26 protein-coding genes are annotated in these 23878 nt (G+C 60.7%); 11 read left to right on the forward strand and 15 right to left on the reverse strand.

All coding sequences use genetic code 11. The features are described 5' to 3' along the window. Positions 1-20 precede the first annotated feature (20 nt). From mce to AAY24_RS13560, 3 genes are all read left to right on the forward strand, one after another. A complete protein-coding gene (gene mce / locus AAY24_RS13550) occupies positions 21-419 on the forward strand; it encodes a methylmalonyl-CoA epimerase (protein ID WP_046860147.1) in 399 nt (132 codons plus the stop codon). Between the two features lie 69 nt (positions 420-488). Then, on the forward strand, positions 489-1127 hold the full coding sequence (can, locus tag AAY24_RS13555) for a carbonate dehydratase (protein ID WP_046860148.1): 639 nt from the start codon (positions 489-491) through the stop codon (positions 1125-1127). A 2-nt stretch (positions 1128-1129) separates the two neighbouring features. Continuing rightward, entirely contained in the window at positions 1130-1576 is a 447-nt protein-coding gene (locus AAY24_RS13560) for a YiiD C-terminal domain-containing protein (protein WP_046860149.1), read from the forward strand. Between the two features lie 50 nt (positions 1577-1626). Here the strand turns inward: AAY24_RS13560 and AAY24_RS13565 are convergent, their stop codons facing one another. Continuing rightward, positions 1627-2604, reverse strand: a complete 978-nt coding sequence (locus AAY24_RS13565) for an ACP S-malonyltransferase (RefSeq protein ID WP_046861312.1) — start codon at positions 2602-2604, stop codon at positions 1627-1629. A gap of 198 nt (positions 2605-2802) precedes the next feature. Here AAY24_RS13565 and AAY24_RS13570 point away from each other — a divergent pair, with 198 nt between their 5' ends. The 3 genes from AAY24_RS13570 to AAY24_RS13580 are packed head-to-tail and all read left to right on the forward strand — an operon-like array spanning position 2803 to position 4279. Further along, a complete protein-coding gene (locus tag AAY24_RS13570) occupies positions 2803-3675 on the forward strand; it encodes an HpcH/HpaI aldolase/citrate lyase family protein (protein ID WP_046860150.1) in 873 nt (290 codons plus the stop codon). Further along, positions 3662-4018, forward strand: a complete 357-nt coding sequence (locus AAY24_RS13575) for a TraR/DksA family transcriptional regulator (RefSeq protein ID WP_046860151.1) — start codon at positions 3662-3664, stop codon at positions 4016-4018. The genes AAY24_RS13570 and AAY24_RS13575 overlap by 14 nt, the downstream gene beginning before the upstream one ends. Positions 4019-4054: 36 nt before the next feature. After that, entirely contained in the window at positions 4055-4279 is a 225-nt protein-coding gene (locus AAY24_RS13580) for a hypothetical protein (protein WP_046860152.1), read from the forward strand. A gap of 68 nt (positions 4280-4347) precedes the next feature. Here the strand turns inward: AAY24_RS13580 and AAY24_RS13585 are convergent, their stop codons facing one another. Beyond that, entirely contained in the window at positions 4348-5691 is a 1344-nt protein-coding gene (locus AAY24_RS13585; RefSeq protein WP_046860153.1) for a TAXI family TRAP transporter solute-binding subunit, read from the reverse strand. Between the two features lie 74 nt (positions 5692-5765). Between AAY24_RS13585 and msrA the strand changes: the two genes are divergently transcribed. Further along, a complete protein-coding gene (msrA, locus tag AAY24_RS13590; protein WP_082117153.1) occupies positions 5766-6338 on the forward strand; it encodes a peptide-methionine (S)-S-oxide reductase MsrA in 573 nt (190 codons plus the stop codon). Positions 6339-6378: 40 nt separating this feature from the next. Here msrA and AAY24_RS18590 read toward each other — a convergent pair whose 3' ends face one another. The 4 genes from AAY24_RS18590 to AAY24_RS13610 form a co-directional block, all read right to left on the reverse strand. Continuing rightward, positions 6379-7422, reverse strand: coding sequence for a GGDEF domain-containing protein (locus AAY24_RS18590; protein WP_052761245.1), 1044 nt, complete (start codon positions 7420-7422; stop codon positions 6379-6381). A 195-nt stretch (positions 7423-7617) separates the two neighbouring features. Further along, entirely contained in the window at positions 7618-8298 is a 681-nt protein-coding gene (locus tag AAY24_RS13600; RefSeq protein WP_046860155.1) for an SIMPL domain-containing protein, read from the reverse strand. Between the two features lie 90 nt (positions 8299-8388). Continuing rightward, positions 8389-9207: an Hsp33 family molecular chaperone HslO gene (gene hslO / locus AAY24_RS13605; RefSeq protein WP_046860156.1), complete on the reverse strand. Its 819-nt coding sequence runs from the start codon at positions 9205-9207 to the stop codon at positions 8389-8391. Between the two features lie 38 nt (positions 9208-9245). Next, positions 9246-11294, reverse strand: a complete 2049-nt coding sequence (locus AAY24_RS13610) for an elongation factor G (RefSeq protein WP_046860157.1) — start codon at positions 11292-11294, stop codon at positions 9246-9248. Positions 11295-11517: 223 nt separating this feature from the next. Here AAY24_RS13610 and AAY24_RS18595 point away from each other — a divergent pair, with 223 nt between their 5' ends. Then, positions 11518-12054: an invasion associated locus B family protein gene (locus AAY24_RS18595; protein ID WP_052761246.1), complete on the forward strand. Its 537-nt coding sequence runs from the start codon at positions 11518-11520 to the stop codon at positions 12052-12054. A gap of 40 nt (positions 12055-12094) precedes the next feature. Here the strand turns inward: AAY24_RS18595 and trpC are convergent, their stop codons facing one another. After that, entirely contained in the window at positions 12095-12895 is an 801-nt protein-coding gene (gene trpC, locus AAY24_RS13620; RefSeq protein WP_046860158.1) for an indole-3-glycerol phosphate synthase TrpC, read from the reverse strand. Positions 12896-12998: 103 nt separating this feature from the next. Between trpC and greB the strand changes: the two genes are divergently transcribed. Then, the gene (gene greB, locus AAY24_RS13625; protein ID WP_046860159.1) at positions 12999-13499 is read left to right on the forward strand and encodes a transcription elongation factor GreB; all 501 of its coding nucleotides are present in this window, start codon (positions 12999-13001) and stop codon (positions 13497-13499) included. Between the two features lie 111 nt (positions 13500-13610). On the opposite strand, the gene AAY24_RS13630 is transcribed toward greB, so the two are convergent. Next, entirely contained in the window at positions 13611-13829 is a 219-nt protein-coding gene (locus AAY24_RS13630) for a tautomerase family protein (protein WP_046860160.1), read from the reverse strand. Positions 13830-14126: 297 nt separating this feature from the next. Here AAY24_RS13630 and AAY24_RS13635 point away from each other — a divergent pair, with 297 nt between their 5' ends. Beyond that, positions 14127-14555, forward strand: coding sequence for an acyl-CoA thioesterase (locus AAY24_RS13635; protein ID WP_046860161.1), 429 nt, complete (start codon positions 14127-14129; stop codon positions 14553-14555). Positions 14556-14584: 29 nt separating this feature from the next. On the opposite strand, the gene AAY24_RS13640 is transcribed toward AAY24_RS13635, so the two are convergent. The 4 genes from AAY24_RS13640 to cysK all read right to left on the reverse strand — a co-directional run bounded on the left by AAY24_RS13640 (position 14585) and on the right by cysK (position 19510). Next, a complete protein-coding gene (locus AAY24_RS13640) occupies positions 14585-15856 on the reverse strand; it encodes an HD-GYP domain-containing protein (protein ID WP_199930382.1) in 1272 nt (423 codons plus the stop codon). 23 nt (positions 15857-15879) lie between these two features. After that, a complete protein-coding gene (locus AAY24_RS13645; protein WP_082117155.1) occupies positions 15880-17151 on the reverse strand; it encodes a putative bifunctional diguanylate cyclase/phosphodiesterase in 1272 nt (423 codons plus the stop codon). A gap of 11 nt (positions 17152-17162) precedes the next feature. Further along, positions 17163-18365 carry an HD-GYP domain-containing protein gene (locus tag AAY24_RS13650; RefSeq protein ID WP_046860163.1) on the reverse strand — a complete coding sequence of 401 codons (1203 nt, stop codon included), beginning with the start codon at positions 18363-18365 and terminating at the stop codon, positions 17163-17165. 233 nt (positions 18366-18598) lie between these two features. Next, positions 18599-19510 carry a cysteine synthase A gene (cysK, locus tag AAY24_RS13655; protein ID WP_046860164.1) on the reverse strand — a complete coding sequence of 304 codons (912 nt, stop codon included), beginning with the start codon at positions 19508-19510 and terminating at the stop codon, positions 18599-18601. 220 nt (positions 19511-19730) lie between these two features. On the opposite strand from cysK, the gene AAY24_RS13660 reads away from it, so the two are divergent. After that, positions 19731-20615, forward strand: coding sequence for an HDOD domain-containing protein (locus AAY24_RS13660; RefSeq protein ID WP_082117156.1), 885 nt, complete (start codon positions 19731-19733; stop codon positions 20613-20615). 74 nt (positions 20616-20689) lie between these two features. Here AAY24_RS13660 and trpD read toward each other — a convergent pair whose 3' ends face one another. The 3 genes from trpD to trpE are packed head-to-tail and all read right to left on the reverse strand — an operon-like array spanning position 20690 to position 23819. After that, entirely contained in the window at positions 20690-21712 is a 1023-nt protein-coding gene (gene trpD / locus AAY24_RS13665) for an anthranilate phosphoribosyltransferase (protein WP_046860165.1), read from the reverse strand. Positions 21713-21741: 29 nt separating this feature from the next. Beyond that, positions 21742-22323 (reverse strand): anthranilate synthase component II, encoded by a 582-nt coding sequence (locus AAY24_RS13670; RefSeq protein ID WP_335337175.1) that lies wholly within the window; start codon positions 22321-22323, stop codon positions 21742-21744. A 2-nt stretch (positions 22324-22325) separates the two neighbouring features. Then, positions 22326-23819, reverse strand: coding sequence for an anthranilate synthase component I (gene trpE / locus AAY24_RS13675; protein ID WP_046860166.1), 1494 nt, complete (start codon positions 23817-23819; stop codon positions 22326-22328). Positions 23820-23878: the final 59 nt, after the last annotated feature.

Consider the following 23878-nt stretch of genomic DNA (forward strand, 5'->3'; position numbering starts at 1 on the left):
TTTATAGCGAGGTTATACAGATGATTGGAAAACTGAACCATGTGGCCATCGTGGTGCCGGACCTGGCGGCGGGCACCGCCATCTACCGGGATACCCTGGGCGCCCGGGTCTCTGAACCCCTGGCGTTGCCGGAACATGGGGTGACTACGGTGTTTGTGGAGCTGCCCAACACCAAGATCGAGCTGCTCCATCCGCTGGGTGAAAACTCCCCCATCGCCAGGTTCCTGGAGAAGAATCCGGGTGGCGGGGTACACCATGTCTGTTACGAGGTAGAAGATATTCAGGCGGCTGCCGAACGGATGAAACAGGCCGGAGCACGGGTGCTGGGCGATATCAAGATCGGTGCCCACAACAAGCCGGTGCTGTTTCTGCATCCGAAGGATTTCTGCGGCACCCTGGTGGAACTGGAGCAGGCCTGAGTTTGGTCTTGCCCAGCCTGCCAGACTCATCGATACTGGCCCCCATTACCAGCCAGAGCCGAGATAACCATGCCCAAAATTGAACAGCTGTTTGACTATAACGCCGAATGGGCCGCCAGGATCAAGGAGGAAGATCCGGCCTTCTTTGACAAGCTGTCCAAGCAGCAGTCACCGGAGTATCTCTGGATCGGTTGCTCCGACAGTCGGGTGCCGGCCAATCAGATCACCGGCCTGCTGCCGGGGGAGATTTTTGTCCACCGCAACGTGGCCAACATGGTGGTGCACACCGACCTGAACTGCCTGACCGTGGTGCAGTACGCGGTGGAGGTGCTGAAGGTGAAGCACATCATGGTGGTGGGGCACTACGGCTGCGGTGGTGTGGCGGCGGCGCTGGAGAGCCGCCCCCTGGGGTTGATCGACAACTGGATTCGCAATATCAAGGATATCTATTACCAGCACCAGGAGCGGTTTGAAAACTGTCTCGACCAGGAGGAGCGGGTGGACATCCTGTGCGAGCTGAACGTGATCCAGCAGGTGGCCAACCTGACCCACACCACCATTGTGCAGGACGCCTGGAGTCGCGGTCAGCCGCTCGCGGTGCACGGCTGGATCTACAGTATTCGGGATGGCATCCTGCGCGACCTGGATGTCAGCTACGATGCGGCGGGCCAGTTGCCGGCTGTCTACCGCCACAAATCGGTGAAGTAATCATGCAACAACGCCTTGCCCTGCTTGAAGAGACCCTGCATCGTGAAGTCCCCCTGACCCGCACCATGGGGGTCCGGGTGGAGGAGCACGACGGTCGGGAGCTGCTGTTTCTGGCCGACTTCGAGCCCAATATCAACATCCACGGTACCGCTTTCGGTGGCAGTCTCTACAGCATCTGCGCGGTGGTCTGCTGGGGTATGCTGCACCTCAAGTTCGAGGATGAGGGGGTGCCGGCCCACAGCGTGTTGGGGGATGCCCGGATTACCTACAGCCTGCCGGTGCGGGGCGAGATCAAGGCGCGCTGCCGTCTGCCGGATGATGGCAGTTACGAGACCTTTATTGAAAGTCTGCGGGCCGGCAAACGGAGCCGGCTGGAGCTGACCGCGGAGATCCTGGTGGGCGAGAAAGTCGCGGTACGCTTTGTCGGCAGTTACTCCGCCGCCGTCTGAATCGACCGGCCCAGCCGGTCGCCCGGCCGGCCGGGCAACCGGTTAGCCGTTCATTCAACCCCTGCCGCAGTGCGGATAGTGGCCAGGTTGATGGCCGCTATATAGTCAGGCCGGGGGCTGGCCCGGCGGGTAAACTTCTTGATAATCCCCTCCAGATTGGGCCGCTTCTCGGCCGGCCCCTCGCCGCTGCCAATGCCGCCACCAAACTCCACGAACAGATTGATGCCGTCATCCAGGGCGCTCTGCATGCAACCAACCCAGTTGACCGGGTGGAACAGCTGGAAGAAGAGCCGGGACTTGATGGTTTCCGCATCGTCTTCGTGGAAGCCGCCGGTGTAGTTGGAGAGGACCTTCAGGTTGGCGGCGGAGAAGGTGGCTTCGGCCAACGCCTCCCGGAAGCGTCGGGCCGCCTCCACCATGTAGTAGGTATGGAAAGCGCCCTCGGTCTTGAGTCGTACCGCCTTCTTCTTGGGCAGCAGTTCCGCCATCTCCGCCGCCAGGGCGTCCAGGTCGGTCCCGGCGCCGCCTACCACGGTCTGGTCCGGCAGGTTGAGACCGGCGATGCCGCAGAAGTGCTTGTCCGCCAGGGGGCGGGCGGTCTCTAGGTCCACGGTCAGGGCGGCCATTTCACCCTCACCGAAATCGCCCATCAGTTCACCCCGCCGCGCCACCAGTTTCAGGGCATCGGCAAAACTGAGCACACCGGCGGTGACCAGGGCGCTGTATTCCCCCAGGCTGTGGCCGGCGGCCGCCACTGGCTGCAGCGGCGTCTCCGCCAGCTCCCGGTAGACCGTCAGGCAGGCGATGTGATGGGTCAGCAGCACCGGCTGGGTGTAACGGGTCAGGTTGATCCGGTCGTCCGGGTTCTCCAGGGAGAGCTTGGCCATGTCATAGCCCAACACCTCGCTGGCCTCTTCATAGACCTGGCGGGCGGAGGCGAATTCAGCGCACAGGTCGCTGCCGATGCCGGTGTACTGGGAGCCCTGGCCGGGGAATATAAATAGGGTGCGCTGTTCGGTGTCTGACATGCTGTCTCTCTTTTCAGTGGATGAATCGGGAGCGGGAAGGATAGACATTTCCGTAAATCAGGACAAGCATTGCCCTTGTCACCAGTAGGGGTTCGGGTAGGATAGAGCGCACGTCGGGTGGCGCGGGGCCGATTACCCATCAGACCGCAGCGGCTCTCCCGTTTAATCCCATGATCTCTCTATCCAACAGGCTTGGTAATGACATCCAGATCCTACACTCCGCTCCGTTCCGTGCTCTACGCCCCGGGTTCCAACCGTCGCGCCCTGGAGAAGGCTGCTGCCCTGCCGATCGATGGCCTGATTCTCGATCTGGAGGATGCGGTGGCGCCGGATGCCAAGGAGCAGGCGCGGGAGACTGTACGGACCGCCCTGGCCGGGCATGATTATGGCTATCGTCAACGCATCGTACGCATCAACAGCCTGGAGAGCCCCTGGGGGGCGGCGGACATCGCCGCCCTGGCCACTGCCGGTGCCGATGCGATCCTGTTGCCCAAGGTGGAGAGTCCCGAGATGATCGACCGGGTGGCGGCGTCGCTGGAGAGCGCTGGTGGGCCGGCCGATCTGCCGCTCTGGGTGATGGCCGAAACGCCGCGGGGCATCCTGCAGATTGACGCCATCGCGGCCCATCCCCGGGTGCAGGTGATTGTGATGGGCACTTCCGATCTGGCCAAGGAGCTGCGGGTCCGGCACACCCCGGGCCGGGAGGGCCTGCTACTGACCCTGGGCCGTTGTGTACTGGCGGCCCGCGCCTATGACCGGGAGATCCTGGATGGGGTCTACCTGGATCTGCAGGATGAGGCCGGTTTTGTGGCGGCCTGTGAACAGGGGCGGGACATGGGCTTTGATGGCAAGACCCTGATCCACCCCAGGCAGGTTGAACCGGCTAACCGGGCCTTTGGTATCAGCCCCGATGCATTACAGCAGGCGCGGCAGATTATTACCGCCTGGCAGGAGGCACAGCAGGCCGGCCGGGGGGTCTGCGTGGTGGATGGCCGGCTGGTGGAGAATCTGCACGTGGAAGAGGCGCAACGGCTGCTGGCCATGCACGAGGTGATCCATGCCCGCTCCTGATGTGGCGCATTTCCGCCAGTTGCTGCTGGAGCGCCAGGCGGAACTGCTGACGGTGGCGGATACGGCAGAGGCCGCAGCGGGTACGGTGGAGCTGGATCAGACCCGGGTGGGACGCCTGTCGCGCATGGACGCTCTGCAACAGCAGGCGATGTCCCAGGAGAACCAGCGGCGGCGGGCGGGCGAGCTGAAGCGTATTGTGCAGGCATTGCGTCGTATCAATGACGATGAATATGGCTATTGTGTAGAGTGCGGCGAAGATATTGCGCAGAATCGCCTGGAGATCGATCCGGCGGCACTGCTCTGTATCCGCTGTGCCAGTGAGCGGGAAAAGGCGCCTGACTGAGTGTGCCGGACCCGATAATCAGAGGAGCGTTGTTTGATGAATTGCAATGTAATGGTATTGCCAAGCAAGGAGCCGGGGCAGATCCGTTTGGTGAAAATTCCTGAAGATATGGAGTCCCATGAGGCGTTTCGCCACGCCACCGGTGTGATCGCCGCCGCCGAGGAGGCCAATCCCGAGTTCACCTGGGACGATATTGAGGACGCACTGGAGGCGAAGGGATTCAGTTCCCTGGATTTCGTACTGGGGCCGGAACTCAAATAAGCCCGGCTGTTATGCAACGCCACGGGCCATCCCTGGGTCATCAGGTGGTGGCCCGTGGCGGACAGCTTTCAGATCGACTGGCTCTCCACTTCCCCCGCTGCGGGGGCGTTCTCTCCCTCCACTGCCAGTCGTTCCAGTTTCTGCTGAATCAGGCTGATATGCAGCCGCAGGTCGTACAGCTCTTCGGCGTAGGAGAGCGGGATCTCGATATGGGAGACCTCGTACTCGATGCGGGCCAATGCCGCCCGGGCCTGGTTCAGATCTGCCGTCGGTTTGAATAACTGGTGATCAATTGCCAGCACCTCCTTGTACCAGCGATAGATGCGTGAGCGCATGCGCCAGCGGTAGATGGGTGGCATGATCTTCACCAGCGGCAGCATGAGGGCAAGGAACGGCAGCAGCATCACTTTCAGGCGATCCACCAGGGTGGCGGCCCAGAACGGCAGATAGCGCTGCAGCAGCGGGGGGCCGTATTTGTAAAAGCGTTCGGCGGCGCTGCTCAAGGGGTAGACCAGGTACTCCGGGGCCGGAAACTGGCCGCTCTGTTCAAACCAGCCGCCCTGTTCATGAACCCCCTGGGCGGCTTGCAGCAGCAGATCCACCAGCGCCGGGTGCAGATCGTCCCGGACCACCAGGTTGGCACTGGCGGCCAATAAAGTGGTCGGACGATCCGGCAGGTTGCGCTTCAGATTGATCACCCCTTCCGGCAAAACCACGGCAGAGAGGAAGCGGTGTGTCCGGGTATAGGCTTCGGCGCGGGCAAAACTCATCAGGCGGATATCCTCCGCATCCAGCAGGGCGCGCACCACCGGGGACATGGGCGAGGCGACCAGAAAGGCGGCATCGATACGCCCCTCCAGCAGGGCGTCCGCCGCCGCCCGGCCGGTCAATTCCAGCAGCGGGCTGTTGCTCGGGTTGATGTCATTGTCGGCTAGCAGTTGCAGGGCCAGGGCGCGGGTGCCACTGCCCGGCGAGCCGATGGCCACTGACCTGTCCTGCAGATCGGTCAGCCGGGTGATCGGCAGCTCCTTGCGGTGAAACAGCCAGATCGGTTCAAAGTAGAGGCTGCCCAGGGATACCAGGTGGGCCTCCTCCGGTGTATTGCCGGTGGTGCCGCCCTGCACCAGGGCCGCTTCCGCATCACCCTGTGCGAGCTGCTTGATATTGTCTATCGATCCGGCGCTGGCTAGCACCTCCAGCTGGATACCCTCCGCCTGCATCCGTTTGCGATACTGTTGGCCGAACAGATAGTAGGCGCCGTCTGTCTGGCCGGTTACCAGCCGGATATGGTCCGGGGGGGCCGGTTGGACGAACTGGTAGGCCAGTATGAAACCCAGTATGACCAGCAGTACGGCCGGGCCGAAAATACCCAGCTGATCCTTGCCCTTTCCGGGCTTGCGTTGTTTACTCAAGACACTATCCTGATATCAATCCAGGGCTGTTAATCGTTCTGTCGTCCACTATAACCCAGATTACCGAGGTCACCATGCAGATAACCAATAAACACTTCGTCAATGGTCATCCGCTGCTGCCACCGTTTCCCGATGGGCTGGAGCGTGCCCTGTTCGGCATGGGCTGTTTCTGGGGCGCAGAGCGGCGTTTCTGGGAGACGCCGGGGGTCTACAGCACCGCTGTTGGTTACGCGGCCGGACATACGGTTGATCCGATCTACAAGGAGGTCTGTAACGGGACCACCGGCCATGCGGAGGTGGTGCAGGTGCTGTTTGATCCCGAACAGATCCCCTATAGCGGGCTGCTGAAACTGTTCTGGGAGAGCCATAACCCGACCCAGGGGATGCGCCAGGGCAACGATATCGGCAGCCAGTACCGCTCCGGTATCTATGTCACCACTGCCGCCCAGCGAAGTGCGGCGGAGTCCTCCCGTGATGCCTACCAGGAAGTGCTTACGGCGCGGGGTTTCGGCGCCATAACCACGGAGATCCTGGAGGCCCCGGTATTCTATTATGCCGAGGAGTATCATCAACAGTATCTGGCAAAAAATCCCGGTGGTTATTGCGGCCTGGGGGGTACCGGGGTGGCGTGTCCGGAGTGGGTTTAAGGGGAGCCCGGACGGATCGGTTGAGCGGGGTTGACGGGACTCAGGTCTCTACATATTCAACCCGGTTTCTGCCCCGGTTCTTGGCCAGGTAGAGGGCCTGATCCGCCCGCTGGATCAGATCCTCAGGCTGGTCGTCCGGTTGCAGCAGGGCGATACCGATGGAGATGCTGATGGTGCCGTAGTTCTCGCCACGGCTTTTGTTGACCAGGCTGGCGGAGGAGACTTCCCGGCGGATCTGCTCTGCCACCTGCCTGGCTGCGTCAATGTCCCTGTCCGGCAGGATCAGGGCAAACTCCTCCCCACCATAGCGGGCCACCGTATCGGTCTCTTTTACACACCGCAGCAGGATGGAAGCGACATAGCGCAGCACCTTGTCGCCCACCAGGTGGCCGTGGTTGTCATTGAACTGCTTGAAGTGGTCGATATCCGCCAGCAGCAGGCAGGTGGCCAGGTTCTGCTCCGGGGCTGCCTCCAGGCGCTGATTCAGAACCTGGTCAAACGCTTTGCGATTGGCTGCGCCGGTCAGGCCATCCACCAGTGACTCCTGTCTGACCTGCTCCAGCTCCTGGCGCATGCTCTCCATCTCCTGCATCACCCCGGACATCTGGGATTCCAGCCGGGTCTGGGACCGCTCCATGTGCCGGGTATCCTCGATGACGCGGTGTACCTCGGCGGTAATCTGGACAATAGAGGACTCCGATTCCAGAATGCCGGCGAACCGGTTAAGGGTGTCCGCATACCCGGCGATGTTGCCGCCGGCCCGGCTGAACTCCTGCTGTAGTGAGGTGATCAGAATGCGCAGATCCTTACGCAACTGCTCCAGGGTCTCGTCATCCTGGAGAAAATGGTTGGCATAGAGTTGCCAGAGGGCCTCCTGGGAGATCCCGGCGGGACTGTTCAGCCGGTTTTCAAACTCCTGGCGCAGCCGTTCGTTTCGCCCGGCCGCCGCGTCGTAGCCGATGCGGTAGTTCAGCGGCGACGGAGGGATCTTATGTTTGGAGAGCAGGGCCAGGGCCTGGCGCAGATGTTCTGACGCCTTGTCAAAATCATCCGTATAGGGATTCATCTCGTTTTGCGTATCCATCGGCTCACCTGCCCGGTTGTGGTGCTTGCGGTAAACCGCGAGTCTGCTAAGCGCCTGCCCTGGCCAGGATGATCCGGTCCGTGGATTACTGCTAGAGGGGAGGCATTCTCCCACAAAACAGCCATTGATGTTGAATAGCCCGGCAACCGGTCCGTCGGCTGTATCCTGGCGACGGGCCAGGCCGGGAGGTTTACCCTACTCCGTTTTCAGCTCGATGGTACCGTTGATATGCACCTCTAGCCGCTGTGTCCCAGCCTCCAGGGTGGGGGCCGACTCTGCCTTCAGGGCCATGGTCCGCATCGGATAGGGTCGGGGTGAAACGCCGCCGGTGTTGATATCCATCTGCACCAGCCGGTAGTGGCTGTGTCCCATCTCCTGGCTGATCAGTGACGCCCGCTCCCGGAACAGCTGGATGGCCCGGCTGATCAGGCGCGCTTCCAGCTGCTGGCGCTGTTCGGGGGATACGTCATAGCTGATACTGCCGATGCTCAGTCCGCTCTGTAACTGGCCGATCAACTGGGCGATCAGCGCCGCATCCCGGCTCTCCAGACGGATTGACTGGCGCACCCGCCAGGCGGTCAGGGTATTGTTGCGATAGATCGGCGTGGTCTGGTAATCCAGGGTCTGGACCTTGATGCCGGCATGCTGTTTGGCGCTCTCCACCGCCTGTTTGATGGCGCTGTTGACCCGCTTGCCCAGCTCGGCAGGATCTTTCCCCTCCTGCTGGGCGAACAGGGTGGCGCTAAGGGTGTCATTATCCACCTCTTCACCGGCTGAAACCGCCAGGTTGATCCGGTCATAGGTCAGGGCAGGCTGGTCACCGAATGCCGGGCCGGCGATCAGGGTCAGTAGCAGTGCGAGAAATCGGAAGTTCATATTGGCTCCTTGCTGGGGTGTCAGCCGGAGATGGTGCTGTTACTGGGATTGGTCGGGGGTGCTGATCGGCACACCCTCAATAAACAGCTGTTACACATCCACGGCATCAAACTGGTAGTGTTTGTTGCAGAAATCGCAGTCCACATCGATCGCTCCCTGCTCTTCCAGGATGGCTAGCAGCTCCTCCCGGCCCATGGCGCGCAGGGAGTCGCCAATCCGCTCCCGCGAGCAGGTGCAGCGGAAGGCGACCGGTTCCGGCTCGAACAGGCGCACCTGCTCTTCATGGAACAGTCGGTGCAGCAGGGTCTGGACGGGCAGATTCAACAGCTCCTCCGGGGTAACCGTATCAGCCAGCAGGCCGATGCGCTGCCACCCTTCCTGGCTGTCGCCTTCCGCTGGCAGCTGTTGCAGAAAAAGGCCGGCCGCCCGCTCGCCATCCGCCACCAGCCAGAAGCGTGAGGCGAGCTGCTCGGAGTCGTTGAAATAGCGCTCCAGGGCGTCCGCCAGGGTGCTGCCTTCCAGACCGACAATGCCCTGGTAGCGGTCACCGCCCTGGTTGATCACGGTCAGCATCATCTGGCCGTTACCGTACAGTGAGGCCAGATCACCGGTTGGCGGGTCTCCCTCCCAGCGCGCCAGACCCCGGACAGTCCGTTCCCGGGTGGCCTGGGCCACCAGGGTATGCAGGGGCCCTTTGCCCTGGGCCTGCAGGATCAGAGAGCCATCATACTTGATGGTGGCGGAGAGCAGGATGACAGCGGCCATGGCCTGACCCAACTGGTCCCGGACCGTAGCAGGATAGGCATAGCGCTCCAGTACCGCCTTCCAGCTAGCGTCCATCTGGACGATTTCGCCACGAATATTAAGCGACTCAAACAGAAAACGGTGGAGCTGATCCTGGCTGTTCATGCTGGCTATGTTAAGTGATCCGCTGCTGAGAGGGTGATTTAATCGATGTCGAAGCGTTCGAACAGGGTGCTGAACTGTCCGCGGCCCTGGGTCATGCTGCGCAATTCGGTAGTGTAGCCGAGCAGACTGGCCAGTGGGGCTTCGCAGTGTATGGTGGCCTGATCGATAGTGCGGTCGGTATCCTGGATCAGGGCATGGCGGGACTGCAGATCCCCCAGTACCGTACCCAGATTCTCCTCCGGCACCATCACTTCCACTTTCATGATCGGTTGCAGCAGCGCCGGCCCGGCACTCTCCAGGGCCTTGCGCAGAGCGCGGGCGGTGGCGGAGGTGAGGGCTTCCGGTGTGGATTGGGCACCGAACAGTTCCACCTGGGTGATGCTCACCTCCAGGTCCTGCAGGGGTGCCCCTTCCAGTGGGCCGCCGCCGAGGGCGAACTGAATACCCTGCTCCAGCGCCTCCTGCTGCTGGGCGGTCAGCTGGCTGCCCTCCGGTAGGACGGTGGGCTGGCAATGCCTGACCAGACCGGTGCCACGCGGCAGGGGCTTGACCAGCACCGTTACCTGGGCCTTTAGTGAATCCTTGCGCGCCGGGTCGGCGGGCGGTTGGAACAGCTGGGTCAGCTCCTGTTGCCGGGTAATGGTTTCCCGCAGCGCCACCGCCGGTTTGCCGGTTCTGACCTCCAGGTTGTATTCCCGTTGCAGTCGTTCAATGATGATCTGCAGGTGCAGTTCCCCCATGCCCCGGAGCAGGTTCTGGCCGGTGTCGGGATCTTCACCAAACTGCAGCGTCGGATCCTCCTCCTGCAACTTGCCCATCACCTCCAGGAACTTCTCCTCCTGACTGGATGAGGCCGGTTCCACCGCCAGGCTGAGTACCGGCTCCCGGGTGTCGATACGCTCCAGCAGCAGCGGGTGATCCGGGTGGCACAGGGTGTCGCCGGTGGCGGCGTGGCGCAACCCGGCCAGCAGCACGATATCCCCGGCGTGGGCGATGTCGATACGGGTTTTCCGGGCCGCATCCACGTCAAAAATCCGTGCCACGTGCTCCTGTACCATGCTGCCGTCGGCCCGGCTGAAGCGGACCTGGTCGCCCGGTTTCAGGGTGCCCCGGTAGATGCGGGCGAACACATGCCGGCGCCCATCCCACATCTGTACCTTGAAGGCGAGGGCGACCAGGGGCTGATCGTCTTCCATCTCGATGGTGGTGGTGGAGCCATCCGGCAGCCAGGCCGTGGCGGCGGGCCGTTCCAGGGGGGCGGGGAGCAACCGGGTCATGCCGTCGATCAGGGGTTGGATACCCAGGTCACGCAGTGCGGAGCCGCCAAAACAGGGACACACTTCGCCCCTTAGGGTGGCGCTACGCAGGGCCGCCCAGATCTGCTCCGGGGCCGGCTCTTCGCCGGCCAGCACCTGATCGGCAAACAGATCATCGGTCTCGGCAATCCCCATCAGCAGGGTCTCCCGGTGGTCTGCCACGGACGCCCAGAGCGCCCCATCGCAGGGACTGGTTTCCAGCTGGTCACCATGTTGGCCGGAGAAGCGGATCAGGGTGCCTTCAATCAGGTGAATTACCGCGTTCTGTTCCGGCAGCGGCACGGTCACCGGCAGGGGACGGGCGCCAAGCCGTTTGCTGATCGTGGTCAGGACATGTTCAAAGCTGGCCCCGGGCCGGTCGATCTTGTTAACAAAAAAGAGGCAGGGGAGATTGAATTTTGAGCGTTGTCGCCAGACCGTTTCGGTCTGCGGTTCAACCCCCCGCACGCCATCCAGCACGATTACACAGCCGTCCAGCACACGCATGCTGCGCTCCACCTCGATGGTGAAGTCCACGTGTCCGGGGGTGTCGATAATCTGGATCAGGCAGTCGTTCCAGGTCGCCTTGGTCAGGGCCGATGTGATGGTGATGCCGTGGCTCTGCTCTTCGGCCATATAGTCCATGTGGGCCGCCCCATCATGCACCTCGCCGATTTTGTACAGCGCGCCGGTGTAGAACAGGATACGCTCTGTCAGGGTGGTCTTGCCGGCATCAATGTGCGCGGCAATGCCGATATTGCGGACTTTATCGATGGAAGGGCTGTTTTTCATGGGACCGGCTGCAGCGAGTGAAATTACCCAGGCAAGACTAAACGACTCGGCGGCAATGTGGAATATCTGAGCCCAGAATCGGTATTAATTTTTTCCGGAATGCGTGCGGCCAGATAATTTCACCCCTCAATTAACCCAGATGCAGTATGATGTAATAACGCCGATTTCAACCGGATACGGCTTTGATTATTCAGGATACACGGCAGTTTGGGAGAAACAGCTTATGATGCAGCGCGGACGTGCGATTCTATTTATTACCCTGGTAGCGGCTCTGCTGCCCTTCGGCGGGGCGCTGGCCCAGGAGAACCAGGCCGATGCGACAACGGACGGGGCTCAGGCGGGACAGACTTTCGATGATTGGGGACGGCGTTGCGAGACACTGCCGAATGGTGAAGAGCTGTGTCTCATCTTCCAGCGTCTGCGCCTGAAAGAGAACAATCAGACCATACTCCATGTCAGTTTTGGCTATCCACCTCTCGCCAGCGGGCCGGTTCTGGTGTTCACCACGCCGCTCGGTGTCTCCCTGATGGCGGGCATGGAGGTGCAGGTGGATGATGTGGGTGAGGCCACCAAGGTGGCCTATAATATCTGCGTCGCGGATGGTTGCCGTGCCAGCCTGTCGGTGAGTGATGAACTGCTGCAGGCGATGAGAGCGGGTGACAAACTGAAGGTCGCGTTTGCCAACTCCCAGAACAAGGCGCTGGGCATGCAGGTCTCCCTGAAGGGCTTCAGCGAGGCCAGTGATTCGTTGAAGAAATAGGATCCCGGGGCGTTCCTGATCCGCAAAACCAGCCGCGGGCCTAGCGGAACAGGGCGCCCAGCTTCTCGCCGGGATCGTCGGCGCGCATGAAGGCCTCGCCAACCAGGAAGGCGTGAACACCGTGCCGGCGCATACGCTGTACATCGTCCGGTGTGTGGATGCCGCTTTCGGTGACTACGATGTGCCCGGGCGGAATCTGTGCCAGCAGTTCCAGAGTGGTGTCCAGAGAGACGTCAAAGGTGCGCAGATTACGGTTGTTGATACCGATCAGGCGGTTGTTGAGGGTCAGGGCCCGCTCCAGTTCCGCCGCATCATGCACCTCCACCAGCACATCCATACCGAGCGAGTGGGCCAGTGTATTCAGCTCCTGCAGGGTGTCGTCGTCCAGGCAGCTGACAATCAACAGGATGCAGTCGGCCCCGATCAGGCGTGCTTCATGGACCTGATAGGGATCGATAATGAAATCCTTGCGTATCACCGGCAGGCTGCAGGCGGCACGGGCCTGTTGCAGGTAGGCGTCGCTGCCCTGGAAAAAATCCACGTCGGTCAGTACCGACAGACAGGCAGCCCCCCCCTGCTGGTAACTGGCGGCGATCTCGGCGGGTCGGAAGTCAGCCCGAATCACCCCCTTGCTGGGTGATGCCTTCTTGATCTCGGCAATTACCCCCGCCCCGCCCTGGTCGATTTTATCCGCGATGGCCCGGGCAAAGCCCCGGGTCGGGTTGTCGCTTTCGGCCAACTGTTCGATCAGGCGCTCAAGGGGCAGTGTTGCCTGGCGCTGGCTGATCTCTTCCCGTTTGCGCTGAACGATCTTTTTCAGGATGTCGGGTGTATTGCTCATGGGCAATCTTCTCTGGTAAACAGTATCGGGCCGCTTAGTGTACACGTTCTCGAATTTGAATTAACCCCGGCACTGCCGGGTCGTTGTTGGAGGTGAGACTACCATGGGTCGTTATCGACCGCCCCAACCGAAACAGTCCCCCTATATCACCCGGGCGGGTTATCTGCGCCTGGAAACCGAATCGAAAGCCCTCTGGGTGCGCCGTCGCGAGGTAACCAAGGCACTGGCGGCGGCGGCGGCCGAGGGGGACCGTTCAGAAAATGCCGAGTATATCTATCGCAAGAAGGAGCTGCGGGAGCTGGATCGACGTATCCGTTATCTGCAGAAACGCCTGCCGGATCTGCAGGTGGTGGATTCGGTTCCGTCCAATCCCGAACAGATCTTTTTCGGAGCCCAGGTGACCCTGGAGGACGAGGCTGGTGCAGAGTATCAGTACCGCATTGTGGGGCCGGATGAGTTTGATCCGGAGCGTGGCTGGATCAGCATGGACGCCCCGCTGGCCCGGGCGCTGCTGAAGCGATCTGTGGATGACGAGGTGCAGGTACAGACCCCCGGCGGCGAGCGGCGCTACTGGGTGGTGTCGGTGAGCTATCCGCTTAACTAGCCTGGTCGCCGGCCGCACCTGGCCCGGCTGATATGTGCAGGGGCAAACAGCAGATAGCGGCGGCTACCCGTGGGGATTTCACGCTGATCTGTTGCGTGGCCGCTGATCGCGTTATGGCTGGCCGGCCTGTCGCTGTTCCCGGCGCAACTCGGTAACCGGCCGCCCGCCGATGCCCCAGTTATCGGTCGGTACCTCTTCGATCACCACTACCGTGGTGGCCGGGTTTTTGTTCAGGGTCTCCTGTAACAGCCGGGTTACGCCTTCAATCAGGGCTGCCTTCTGTTCGGCGCTGGCCCCCTCGTTGGTGATCTTGATATTCACATAAGGCATGGCTGGTTCCTCGCTTTGGTGGCATCAGCGCGCAGCTGATGGAACTGTGGTTTCCCATGGTGGCACACTGCCAAAGGGGCTGGTAGGAGAAATTCTATCCGTTGCTACGGTACTGCGGTACCCATCCCGACCGGAACAGATGGTCCCTGATTGCCGGTCGCCCTTGCCAGCCGGTAGGGGATGAGACTATTCTGTCCGGCCGATTGAAAACCATAATTAACCCCTGTTTCATGCGGTTTTCGGCTGCCCGACGCGGTGCCGCAATCGCAGGATGGCAGCAAGCGAGCAGAATCCCCGATGATCAACAATGAATGGCTGAAGCGCGACGACTACCGTTATTTCTACACCATCCCGACCCGCTGGAATGACAATGACCAGTTCGGACATCTGAACAACGTTATCTATTATCGTCTGTTCGAGGCGTTGATCGTGCAGTATCTGACCGATGCCGGGCTGGACTGGATGCAGGATCCGGTGATCCCCTACGCGGCCGAGAGCCAGTGCCGTTTTCTGCGGGCGGTCAGCTTCCCCGATGTACTGGATCTGGGGGTTCGGGTCATGAAGGTGGGACGCACCAGTGTGATCTACGCCATGGCCATGTTCCGTCAGGGCGAGGATGAAGCGGCGGCCACCGGCCATTGGGTGCATGTCTATGTGGATCGTCAGACCCAACAGCCGATGCCGGTGCCGGAACCGATACGGGAGGCGATGCTGCGGGATTGCTGAGATGGGCTGACCGACCAGGCAGTCTGCGGTCAGCTCAGTAAGTTGGCGGCCGTGTCGAGATGCTGTTCCGCATCGGCGACCCATTGCCGGATAATGGCCTGATTGTCCCCATCCCGGCCGCCGTTATGCCGTTCCATCTCCAACAGCGCCTTGCGCAGTTGATAGACCGATTCCATGAGCAGCTCTTCCAGCTCGATGAAGGTCTCCTGGTCGTTGTTGATCATGGCCAGGGTGGCTTCCGTGTTGTGCAGGTCGAAGCCGGCACGTCGCAGGGTTTGGTGGATGTTCCCCACCACCGGCCCCAGCAGACAGGTTTGAATGCTTCCAGGCGTGGACTTGAAGGATTCGGAAATGGTTTCAGCGCTGGATACCAGCTGTGCCACCAGCTTGAACAGGGAGACAATGTTCTCATCTCTCGCTTCACTCGGCGCGACCGTGATCTGCGTTTGAAACTGGCGCAGTGCGTTGAGAAATACCCCAACCGGTTGTGGATCCAGTGCATCCAGGTTGGATTTGATAATGTTGCTCAACTGCCTCAGTGAGTATTTTTTCAGGGCGCCGATGGCCAGTTCGGCGAAAGAGAGCAGGCGGCCGGTGCGACTCATGGCGGTGCCATTGAGCCCGTAAGGATAACCGCTGCCATCGGTCCGTTCATGGTGCTCCTGTACGGTCCGGGCCACATGGTTTGCATAGGCCGGAAACTGTTGCAGGATCATGGCACCAACGATCGGGTGACTGCGGACCTGTTGCCAGTGCTCCAGGTTCAAGTTCTGTTCCAGTGGCAGATCCACGATACCCAGATGCAGTTCCCCCAGGTCATGCAGCAGACCGGCGGTTGCCAGTACCTCCAGTTCCTGTTCGGAAAGTCCCAATTGTTCACCGATAACGGTAACCGCCAGCATCACCCGTAAACTGTGTTCCAGCAGCTCCGGATGGAGTTTCTGTGCCACGGTCAGTTTATTCTGGATGGGGGGTTCCAGGTGGACTCTGGCGCAGCTCTGCCGGACAAACTTCTCGCCCCGCATCATCCGCAGCAGTGTACCCATTTCGGAGTCACGCTCCATCAGGCTGCGTCCCAGGGTGATCAGGGTCTGTTGGTCTACCGCGTCCTCGATCCGCGTGGTGAGATCGATTGGTTTGAGCAGTTTGTGGTTCAGCAGGTGTTTGATGACTTGGCGGTTCAGTTTGGCGCCCTTGGGCAGCAACCTGGCGCCATCGACGGACTGGATGTGTTCAGTGCAGACCACCGTCTGCATTTCACCCAGTTCGGCAACCTGTTGTAGATAGTTGGTTTCGGGCATGCCGGTCTGATCACTCCCGAGGTTCACAAGAACTGCCAATCGATCCCGTCACGAAGCCAGGCGTTAAATTGCACTTGTGGCATCGGTCTTCCAATATGGTAGCCCTGAATCAGGTTGCAACCAAGTTCTATCAGCCGCGCCTGGATCGCCTCAGAGCCCACTCCCTCGGCGACGATATCCAGTTCAAGCTTCCTGGCCATCTGCACAATGGTGCTGACAATGTGTTGGTCCAGGTCGTCCTCCAGAATGTTGATGACGAAGGATCGATCGATCTTCAGTTCGTCAGCCGGGAGCTGCTTGAAGTAGGCCAGGGAGGAGTAACCGGTGCCAAAATCATCGATCGAGATGCGAACGCCGCAGGAGCGGAGCCGATTCAGAATGTCGATGCTGGAGGCGAGGTCCTTCATCAGCGAACTCTCGGTGATCTCCAGGGTCAGCAGTTCGGGAGGCGTGTCCCAGATTCCCAGGGCGTTGCGTACTGACCGGATAAATCGTTCATCCGTCAGATCCAGGGCCGATATATTGACCGCCACCGAGAGGTGGCTGGCTGCTTCACCCCACTCGAGGCGTTCCCGTAGGGCGGTGTTGAGGCACCACCAGGTCAGTTTCGGCATGATTCCGATATTTTCCGCTACCGGGATGAAGCGGTCCGGTTGAATCGGCCCGTGGACCGGATGGTGCCAGCGCATCAGCGCCTCGGCACCGATCAATCGACCTGTGTCGGATCTGATCTTGGGCTGGTAGTCGAGGCTCAGCTGGTGCCTGGCGATGGCGTTTGCCAGATCCCCCTCAATGTCCCAGTCCGTGACAATCCCTTCCAGGTCGTCGTGATTGTATAGCTGGTAGGGGGTTCGGGTGATTTTGGACGCGATGCTGGCAATATCGGCATAGCGCAAAAGCTGTTCAGATTCGCGGGTCTGGTCCGGTGTCAGCGAGACGCCAATTGAAAAGGGAATTTTACGCACTGTCTCGCCGATTTCGACGGGTGTCTCCAGAATCCGGGCCAACTTGTTGGCGGCAAGCTTGGCATGTCCCTGATTAACCAACCCGGCAATCAGCACAACCAGCTCGAATCTCCCTGATCTCAGCAGGTTGTCGTCCGGCCGCAGCGACCGTTTCATCTGTTTTGCCAGATCGGCAATGATCTGCTCAACAGCCCGGGCGCCAAAAATGCTGCTGATGCGCTTCAGTCCATGCAGCCGGATCAGGATCAATGCCCCCTGTCGGGGCGCGGAGTCGATCAGCACGTCCAGGCGACCGAGCAGTTGCAACGGATTTAATATTGACTGTTTCACAAGACTCAGAATCAGAAATAGTAGAGACGGGGGTCCAGCTTATAGGCGCCCGGTGGCAGGCCCCGGGTGATGCTGAGGGTGTGCGGATCCTGATCATCCAGTCCGTTGCGCAGATCGATCTCGTAAAACTCCTCCAGCAGCTGCTTTTTGCTGTCGAGCAGGATCATCACCTGGGGGTGCAGGCGAAGGTGCTCATTCTGACAGATCACGACACCAACAGTGCCATTGCTGAGCTCCACCAGGCTGCCAACCGGATAGATACCCACCACCTGAATAAACTGTTCCACCAGCTCGGACTGAAAATCGATTCCGCGCCATTGATAGAGGAGGTCAATGGCTGTATAGGCGGGTATGGGTTGGCAGTACGGACGTTGCGATGTGATCGCATCATAAGCATCCACCATGCCGGCAATACGCCCGAACAGGGGGATCTGGTCGCCGGACAGGCCGGCCGGGTAGCCGCCGCCGTTGTAGCGCTCATGGTGGGTCTGGATCATGGCCCGTATCTGATTGTCGATGCCCCTGGTCTGTCCGAGTATATCCAGGCTGAAATTCACGTGCTGTTTTACCCGTTCGAACTCATCTCTGGTCAGGCGGCGTGTATTATTCAGTAGTTTCCCGGGCAGTTTTGCCTTGCCGATATCGAACAGAAAACAACCCGTGGCCAGTGCGTTAAGTTGGGCCATCGGCAGACCCAGGTGCCGACCAAAGGCGACCGCCAACACGGCGCAGCTGAGTGCATGGTGATAATCGTACTTATCCATGCTTTTCAGATGTGTCAGCCAGATGTAGGCATCCGGGTTGCGTACAACACTCCGGACCATGGGCTCGATGGCGCTTTTCAGTTCCGGCAGGTTGACTCCCCTGTTGTTGCGCGCATCGTGCTGTAGCGTCAGGTAGACCGACTCCATGGCCTGGCAGTGTGTTTTTGCCCGGCGCATCTCCTCTTTTCTGGAAGTAGCCTTGGGATAGGGGGTGGGACGCCGGCGGCGGGTCAATGCATAGATCTGCGCCGAATTGGATGCAGGATCGACCGGTTCGCTCTGGCTGAGGATATGCTTTGGTATTGAGGCAATCCGGCTCCTTCTGACATCGACGTAGACAGAGTTGCAGAACTCACCCAGTTCGTCACGGTCCCGGGTCGATTTGACGGGAAACCCCTGGACGGGAAAGGGGCTCTCCAGCCAGGGGCGGTCCAGACTGGAGACAAACATGCCTGGCTGAAGGTCATTTACGCGGACTTTTAGGACCAGTGAGGTCATCGTCTGTTTGGGCGTCCTGGTGCTGGGTTGCTAGTGAATTCCGGTGGCACTTGATCCAGGAGCTGTTGCTGTGGGGTGCTGTGTCTCCGCTCGGGTTGCCCTATTCTAGCGCAGAAATAAATTCTGGTCACCACTTAGAGTGGAGCCAGGCGAGGTGCTGTTATGGTGCGGGTTGTGGCGCCCGGTCAGCTCCAGAGATCGGTGCTCAGGTAACGCTCCCCGGTGTCCGGCAGCATGGCCAGCAGCACTTTGCCGCGAAATGCCTCTTCCCGTGCCGCTTTCAGCATCCCGGCCACCGCTGCGCCGGAGGAGATGCCGGCAAAAATACCCGCTTGGCGGGCCAGGTTCCGGGTGGTCTGGTAGGCTTCCTCGGTGGTGATCGGGTAGATCCGGTTATAGATTTTGGTGTTCAGGATATCCGGAATAAAGCCGGGGGCAGTGCCCATGATCTTATGTTTGCGGGCGATGCCCTGGGAGAGAATGGGGGAATCGGCCGGTTCGGTGGCAATAATCTCAATGTCCGGGTTGTGCTGGCGCATGTACTTGCCGATACCGGAGATGGTGCCACCGGTTCCCGTGGTGCAGACAATGGCATCCAGCTGATTACCAAAGTCGGCCCAGATCTCATCGGCGGTGCCTCGGTGGGCTTCGGGATTGTCCGCGTTGAAATGTTGGCCGACAAAGAACCAGCCGTTTTTCGCCGCCAGTCTCCGGGCCTCCTCGATGGCCCCCTTGGTGCCCTGCTCCGCCGGTGTCAGCACCAGTTTACCGCCGAACGCGCGCAGAATGGTCTTGCGCTCTTCGCTCATGTCTTCGGCCATCACGAACACCGAGGGGTAACCCTTCTGGGCTGCAATCATGGCCAGGCCGATGCCGGTATTGCCTGAGGTGGGTTCGATAATGGTGTCGCCGGGCTTCAGGTCGCCGCGCCGTTCGGCACACTCGATCATGTTCAGGGCCGGTCGATCCTTGACTGAGCCAGCGGGGTTGAAGCTCTCCAGCTTGACCCAGAGTTCAGCCGCCAGGGTGTCGGTGAAGCTGTTCAGGCGAACAACGGGGGTATTTCCTATAGTTTGCAGAATATTGTCGTATTTCATCGGGATGGCCGGCTGTTAACGAGCCAGGGATAATAGCCTATTTCCCGGGTATCTGTCCGGGGATCAGTCCATGGGAAAATAGCGGGTTTTCTGTGGAGCGGTAGTGGTGGGGTGCTATATTGCTACGAAAGTATAAAAGTGCGACCGCCTGCACAAAGGATTTGTCGCAGTTGGCCGATAACCCAGGTTGGAATTCCGGAAACCAGAGCAGGAGATAATCATGTCAATGAGTAGCGGCGCACTACCCCATGCGCTCCACACCGCTGATCAATTGGTTCAGGACTCCCTGACCCTGATCTCCCTGCCGGCCGCCTATACCCGTCTGCGGGAGGTGATGTCCGCAGAGGATAGCAGCATGAAGGATGTGGCGGATGTGGTGTCGCTGGACCCGGCACTGGCCGCCCGGTTGTTACGCATTGCCAACAGCGCCTACTACGGTCTGCCTTCGCAGGTGGAGACCATCAGCCGCGCGGTGAATATTCTCGGTACCAGCCAGATCCACGACCTGGCCCTGGCCACCAGCGTGGCCCAGGCGTTTGACGGGGTGCCCAACGAGTTGATGGACATGAGTACCTTCTGGTATCGCAGCGTGATGTGTGGGTTTCTGGCCCGTGAGCTGGCCAAGGCCAGCGGCATGCGGGAGACCGAGAGCCTGTTTGTACGGGGGTTGCTGCTGGATATCGGCCATCTGATCCTGTTCAACCGTTTTCCCGAGGCGTGCCGGCAGGCACTGGCCGGATCCGGTGATGATCTGTTGGATTATTATCGCCTGGAGCGTGAACTGATCGGCTGCGACGCCAATCAGCTGGGGGCCCGGTTGATGGAAGCCTGGAAACTGCCGCAGAGTTTTGTCACTTCATTTGAATTGCTTCAACACCCGGAAGAGGGACAGTCGCTGGCCCGGCAGGTGGCTGTTCTGCACCTGGCCGCCTGGATCACCCACGGGCTGAATACCGATCTGCTGATGGAGGAGATCTTCGGGAAAATTGCTCCGGCTGCCTGGGATCTGGTGGGTCTCTCCCGGCCCCAGGTGGTGCAGGTGACCGATACGGTGTCGGGTGAGATGATCGAGGCGATGTACCGGATCTTTGCGGTCAGCGAGTAGATCGGCAATCCACTCCGCCACGGCGGGCGGAGTTTTCCCAACCAGCTGTCGGGGTGTGGGAACCCTGCCAGGCGTCAGTCGAAGCTCTGGCTCAGTATCACCAGCCGGTCGAGCCGGTTTCTCGCCTCGCCGCTGGCGATCGCCTGGGCCGCCTTCTCCATGCCCGCCTGCAGGGTGTCGGCGACCCCGGCAGTGTAGATGGCGGCGCCGGCATTCAGCTGCACGATATCCCGGGCCGGGCCGGGCTGGTTGTCCAGCACTTTGCGGATGATATCCAGGCTGGCAGCGGCATCAGTCGCGTGTAGCTGATCAACGGGGGCTCTTTTAAGGCCGAAGTCCTCCGGCTGAATACTGTAACGGCGCACCTGCCCCTCTTTCAGTTCCGCCACCTCGGTACGATCGCCGATGCTGATCTCATCCAGGCCGTCCCGGGAGTGGACCACCATCACGTGCCTGCTGCCCAGTTTTTGCAGCACCTGGGCGATCGGCTCCAACAGCTCTTCACTGAATACACCCAGCAGCTGGTTCGGAACCCCGGCCGGATTGGTCAGCGGGCCCAACACGTTAAAAATGGTCCGGGTGCCCATCTCCCGACGGGGGCCGATGGCGTGCTTCATGGCGCTGTGGTGGCCCGGGGCGAACATGAAACCGACCCCCACCTGGCGTACGCACTGCTCCACCTGCTGTGGTGTCAGGTCGAGCCGGATACCGGCCGCCTCCACGGCATCGGCCGCGCCGGACTTGCTGGAGACCGAGCGGTTACCGTGCTTGGCCACGTTACAGCCGGCTGCCGCGGCGACAAACATGGAGGCGGTGGAGATGTTGAAGGTGCCGGAGCAGTCGCCCCCGGTGCCGACGATATCCACGGTGTGGGGCAGGTCGGCGATACTGACTCCGCTGGCCAGTTCCCGCATCACTGCGGCGGCTGCGGCAATCTCACCTACCGACTCGCCTTTCATGCGCAGTCCGATCAGGAACCCGCCGATCTGCGCCGGGGTGGCGCCACCGGTCATGATGGTGCGCATGACGCTGGACATCTCTTCGGTGGAGAGGTCTTTGTGGGCCAGTACCTGATTGATCGCCTGTGGCATCTCCATAGCGTTTCCCCTCTGTATGAATTTTGCTCTTACTTGTTGTCCAGAAAATTGCGCAGCAGATCGTGGCCGTGTTCGGACAGGATCGATTCCGGGTGATACTGCACACCCTGCACGTTCAGCTCCCGATGCCGGATACCCATGATCTCGTCGACCCCGCCGGCCGCATCCTGGGTCCAGGCGGTGATCTCCAGGCAGTCCGGCAGGCTCTCCCGGTCGATCACCAGCGAGTGGTAACGGGTGGCAGTGTAGGGGTTGGTGAGATCCTTGAAGATGCCCACATTGGCGTGGTAGATGAGCGAGGTCTTGCCGTGCATCACCTCGTTGGCGTGGACAATCCGCCCGCCGAATGCCTGGCCGATCGACTGGTGTCCCAGGCAAACGCCGAGAATCGGGATCTGCCCGGCGAAGCGCTGAATGGCGGCTACCGAAATACCCGCCTCGGTGGGGGTGCAGGGACCGGGGGAGATCACCAGATGATCCGGCTGCAGGGCATCGATCTGGTCCAGGGTGATGTCGTCGTTGCGGCGTACCTGCACGTCCGCCCCCAACTCGCCGAAATACTGGACCAGGTTGTAGGTGAAGGAGTCGTAGTTGTCGATCATCAGTAACACGGCTATGCCTCCCCGCAACGGTTGTTTTCCAGGCCCGCTTCGGCCAGCGCCACGGCGCGGAACACCGCCCGTCCCTTGTTCATGGTCTCATCCCACTCCTGCTGTGGCTGGGAGTCCGCCACGATCCCGGCACCCGCCTGGATATGCAGCTGCTTACCCTTGATGACGGCGGTGCGGATGGCGATGGCGGTATCCATGTTGCCGTTCCAGGAGAGGTAGCCGACGGCGCCGGAATAGATGCCCCGCTTGACCGGCTCCAGTTCGTCGATAATCTCCATGGCGCGGATTTTCGGCGCACCGCTGACGGTGCCGGCCGGGAAGGTGGCACGCAGGACATCGATGGCGTTCATGCCCTGTTTCAGTTTGCCGCTCACATTGGAGACGATGTGCATGACATGGGAGTAGCGCTCCACGATCATCTTGTCAGTCAGCCGGACGCTGCCGGTTTTGGCCACCCGGCCGGCGTCATTGCGGCCCAGGTCGATCAGCATCAGGTGCTCCGCCAGCTCCTTGGGATCGGCCAGCAGCTCCTGCTCCAGGGCCTGGTCCTCGGCGTCGGTGCGGCCCCGGGGCCGGGTGCCGGCAATCGGGCGTACCGTTACTTCGCCATCCTCCAGCCGGGTCAGGATCTCCGGTGAGGAGCCGACGATATGGAAATCGCCCAGGTTATAGAAGTACATGTAGGGGCTCGGGTTGAGTCCGCGCAGGGCCCGGTAGAGATCCAGCGGTTCGGCGTGATAGGGGATCGACAGGCGCTGGGAGATCACCGTCTGCATGCAGTCGCCGTCCAGGATATAGGCCTTGATCCGTTCCACCGCCTGTTTGAAGCCCTGCTCGGTAAAGCCGGAGATGAAGTCAGCCTCGTTGATCTGGTGACGTTGGCGCAATGGCTGCTCCGGCAGGCACTCGCGCATCCGCTCCACCACCGAGCGCAGTCGCTGGCGGCCGGATTCGAAAGTGCCGCCACTGGTCGGGTCCACATGCACAATGACGTAGAGTCGGCCACGCAGGTTGTCGAACACCACCACTTCGTCCGATAGCAGTAACAGAATATCCGGGGTGCCGATGTTGTCCGGGTTGGGGCAGTGGGCCAGTTTGGGTTCGATATAACGGATGGTGTCATAGCCGAAATAGCCCACCAGGCCACCGGTGAAACGGGGCAGGTCGGGATGGCTGGCCACCCGGTAACGTTGCTGGAACGATTCGATAAAGGTGAGAGGGTCGTCCACCTCGTGGGACTCCACCACTTCACCATCGGTCTCGATGGTGATGGTGTGCCCGGTGACCCGCAACAGGGTGCGGCAGGGAAGTCCGATAATGGAGTAACGGCCCCATTTCTCGCCACCCTGCACCGACTCCAACAGGTAGGAGTTGGGGGCATCGGCCAGTTTCAGGTAGACGCTTAAGGGGGTGTCCAGGTCGGCCAGTACCTCGCACATCAGTGGGATACGGTTGTGGCCCTGGTTGGCCAGCTGTTCAAACTGTTCGGGTGTCATGTGCCTCTCCACACAAGCAAAACTAAAAGACAGAAATAGGGGTGCGCTGCATTACCAAC

This window comes from Sedimenticola thiotaurini (assembly GCF_001007875.1).
GTDB lineage: Bacteria > Pseudomonadota > Gammaproteobacteria > Chromatiales > Chromatiaceae > Sedimenticola > Sedimenticola thiotaurini.

Excerpts from the sequence above, each read along its gene's own strand:
- mce (WP_046860147.1), top strand. The coding sequence starts at position 21 with ATGATTGGAAAACTGAACCATGTGGCCATCGTGGTGCCGGACCTGGCG.
- can (WP_046860148.1), top strand. The coding sequence starts at position 489 with ATGCCCAAAATTGAACAGCTGTTTGACTATAACGCCGAATGGGCCGCC.
- AAY24_RS13560 (WP_046860149.1), top strand. The coding sequence starts at position 1,130 with ATGCAACAACGCCTTGCCCTGCTTGAAGAGACCCTGCATCGTGAAGTC.
- AAY24_RS13565 (WP_046861312.1), bottom strand. The coding sequence starts at position 2,604 with ATGTCAGACACCGAACAGCGCACCCTATTTATATTCCCCGGCCAGGGC.
- AAY24_RS13570 (WP_046860150.1), top strand. The coding sequence starts at position 2,803 with ATGACATCCAGATCCTACACTCCGCTCCGTTCCGTGCTCTACGCCCCG.
- AAY24_RS13575 (WP_046860151.1), top strand. The coding sequence starts at position 3,662 with ATGCCCGCTCCTGATGTGGCGCATTTCCGCCAGTTGCTGCTGGAGCGC.
- AAY24_RS13580 (WP_046860152.1), top strand. The coding sequence starts at position 4,055 with ATGAATTGCAATGTAATGGTATTGCCAAGCAAGGAGCCGGGGCAGATC.
- msrA (WP_082117153.1), top strand. The coding sequence starts at position 5,766 with ATGCAGATAACCAATAAACACTTCGTCAATGGTCATCCGCTGCTGCCA.
- AAY24_RS18590 (WP_052761245.1), bottom strand. The coding sequence starts at position 7,422 with ATGGATACGCAAAACGAGATGAATCCCTATACGGATGATTTTGACAAG.
- AAY24_RS13600 (WP_046860155.1), bottom strand. The coding sequence starts at position 8,298 with ATGAACTTCCGATTTCTCGCACTGCTACTGACCCTGATCGCCGGCCCG.
- hslO (WP_046860156.1), bottom strand. The coding sequence starts at position 9,207 with ATGAACAGCCAGGATCAGCTCCACCGTTTTCTGTTTGAGTCGCTTAAT.
- AAY24_RS13610 (WP_046860157.1), bottom strand. The coding sequence starts at position 11,294 with ATGAAAAACAGCCCTTCCATCGATAAAGTCCGCAATATCGGCATTGCC.
- AAY24_RS18595 (WP_052761246.1), top strand. The coding sequence starts at position 11,518 with ATGATGCAGCGCGGACGTGCGATTCTATTTATTACCCTGGTAGCGGCT.
- trpC (WP_046860158.1), bottom strand. The coding sequence starts at position 12,895 with ATGAGCAATACACCCGACATCCTGAAAAAGATCGTTCAGCGCAAACGG.
- greB (WP_046860159.1), top strand. The coding sequence starts at position 12,999 with ATGGGTCGTTATCGACCGCCCCAACCGAAACAGTCCCCCTATATCACC.
- AAY24_RS13630 (WP_046860160.1), bottom strand. The coding sequence starts at position 13,829 with ATGCCTTATGTGAATATCAAGATCACCAACGAGGGGGCCAGCGCCGAA.
- AAY24_RS13635 (WP_046860161.1), top strand. The coding sequence starts at position 14,127 with ATGATCAACAATGAATGGCTGAAGCGCGACGACTACCGTTATTTCTAC.
- AAY24_RS13640 (WP_199930382.1), bottom strand. The coding sequence starts at position 15,856 with ATGCCCGAAACCAACTATCTACAACAGGTTGCCGAACTGGGTGAAATG.
- AAY24_RS13650 (WP_046860163.1), bottom strand. The coding sequence starts at position 18,365 with ATGTTTGTCTCCAGTCTGGACCGCCCCTGGCTGGAGAGCCCCTTTCCC.
- cysK (WP_046860164.1), bottom strand. The coding sequence starts at position 19,510 with ATGAAATACGACAATATTCTGCAAACTATAGGAAATACCCCCGTTGTT.
- AAY24_RS13660 (WP_082117156.1), top strand. The coding sequence starts at position 19,731 with ATGTCAATGAGTAGCGGCGCACTACCCCATGCGCTCCACACCGCTGAT.
- trpD (WP_046860165.1), bottom strand. The coding sequence starts at position 21,712 with ATGGAGATGCCACAGGCGATCAATCAGGTACTGGCCCACAAAGACCTC.
- trpE (WP_046860166.1), bottom strand. The coding sequence starts at position 23,819 with ATGACACCCGAACAGTTTGAACAGCTGGCCAACCAGGGCCACAACCGT.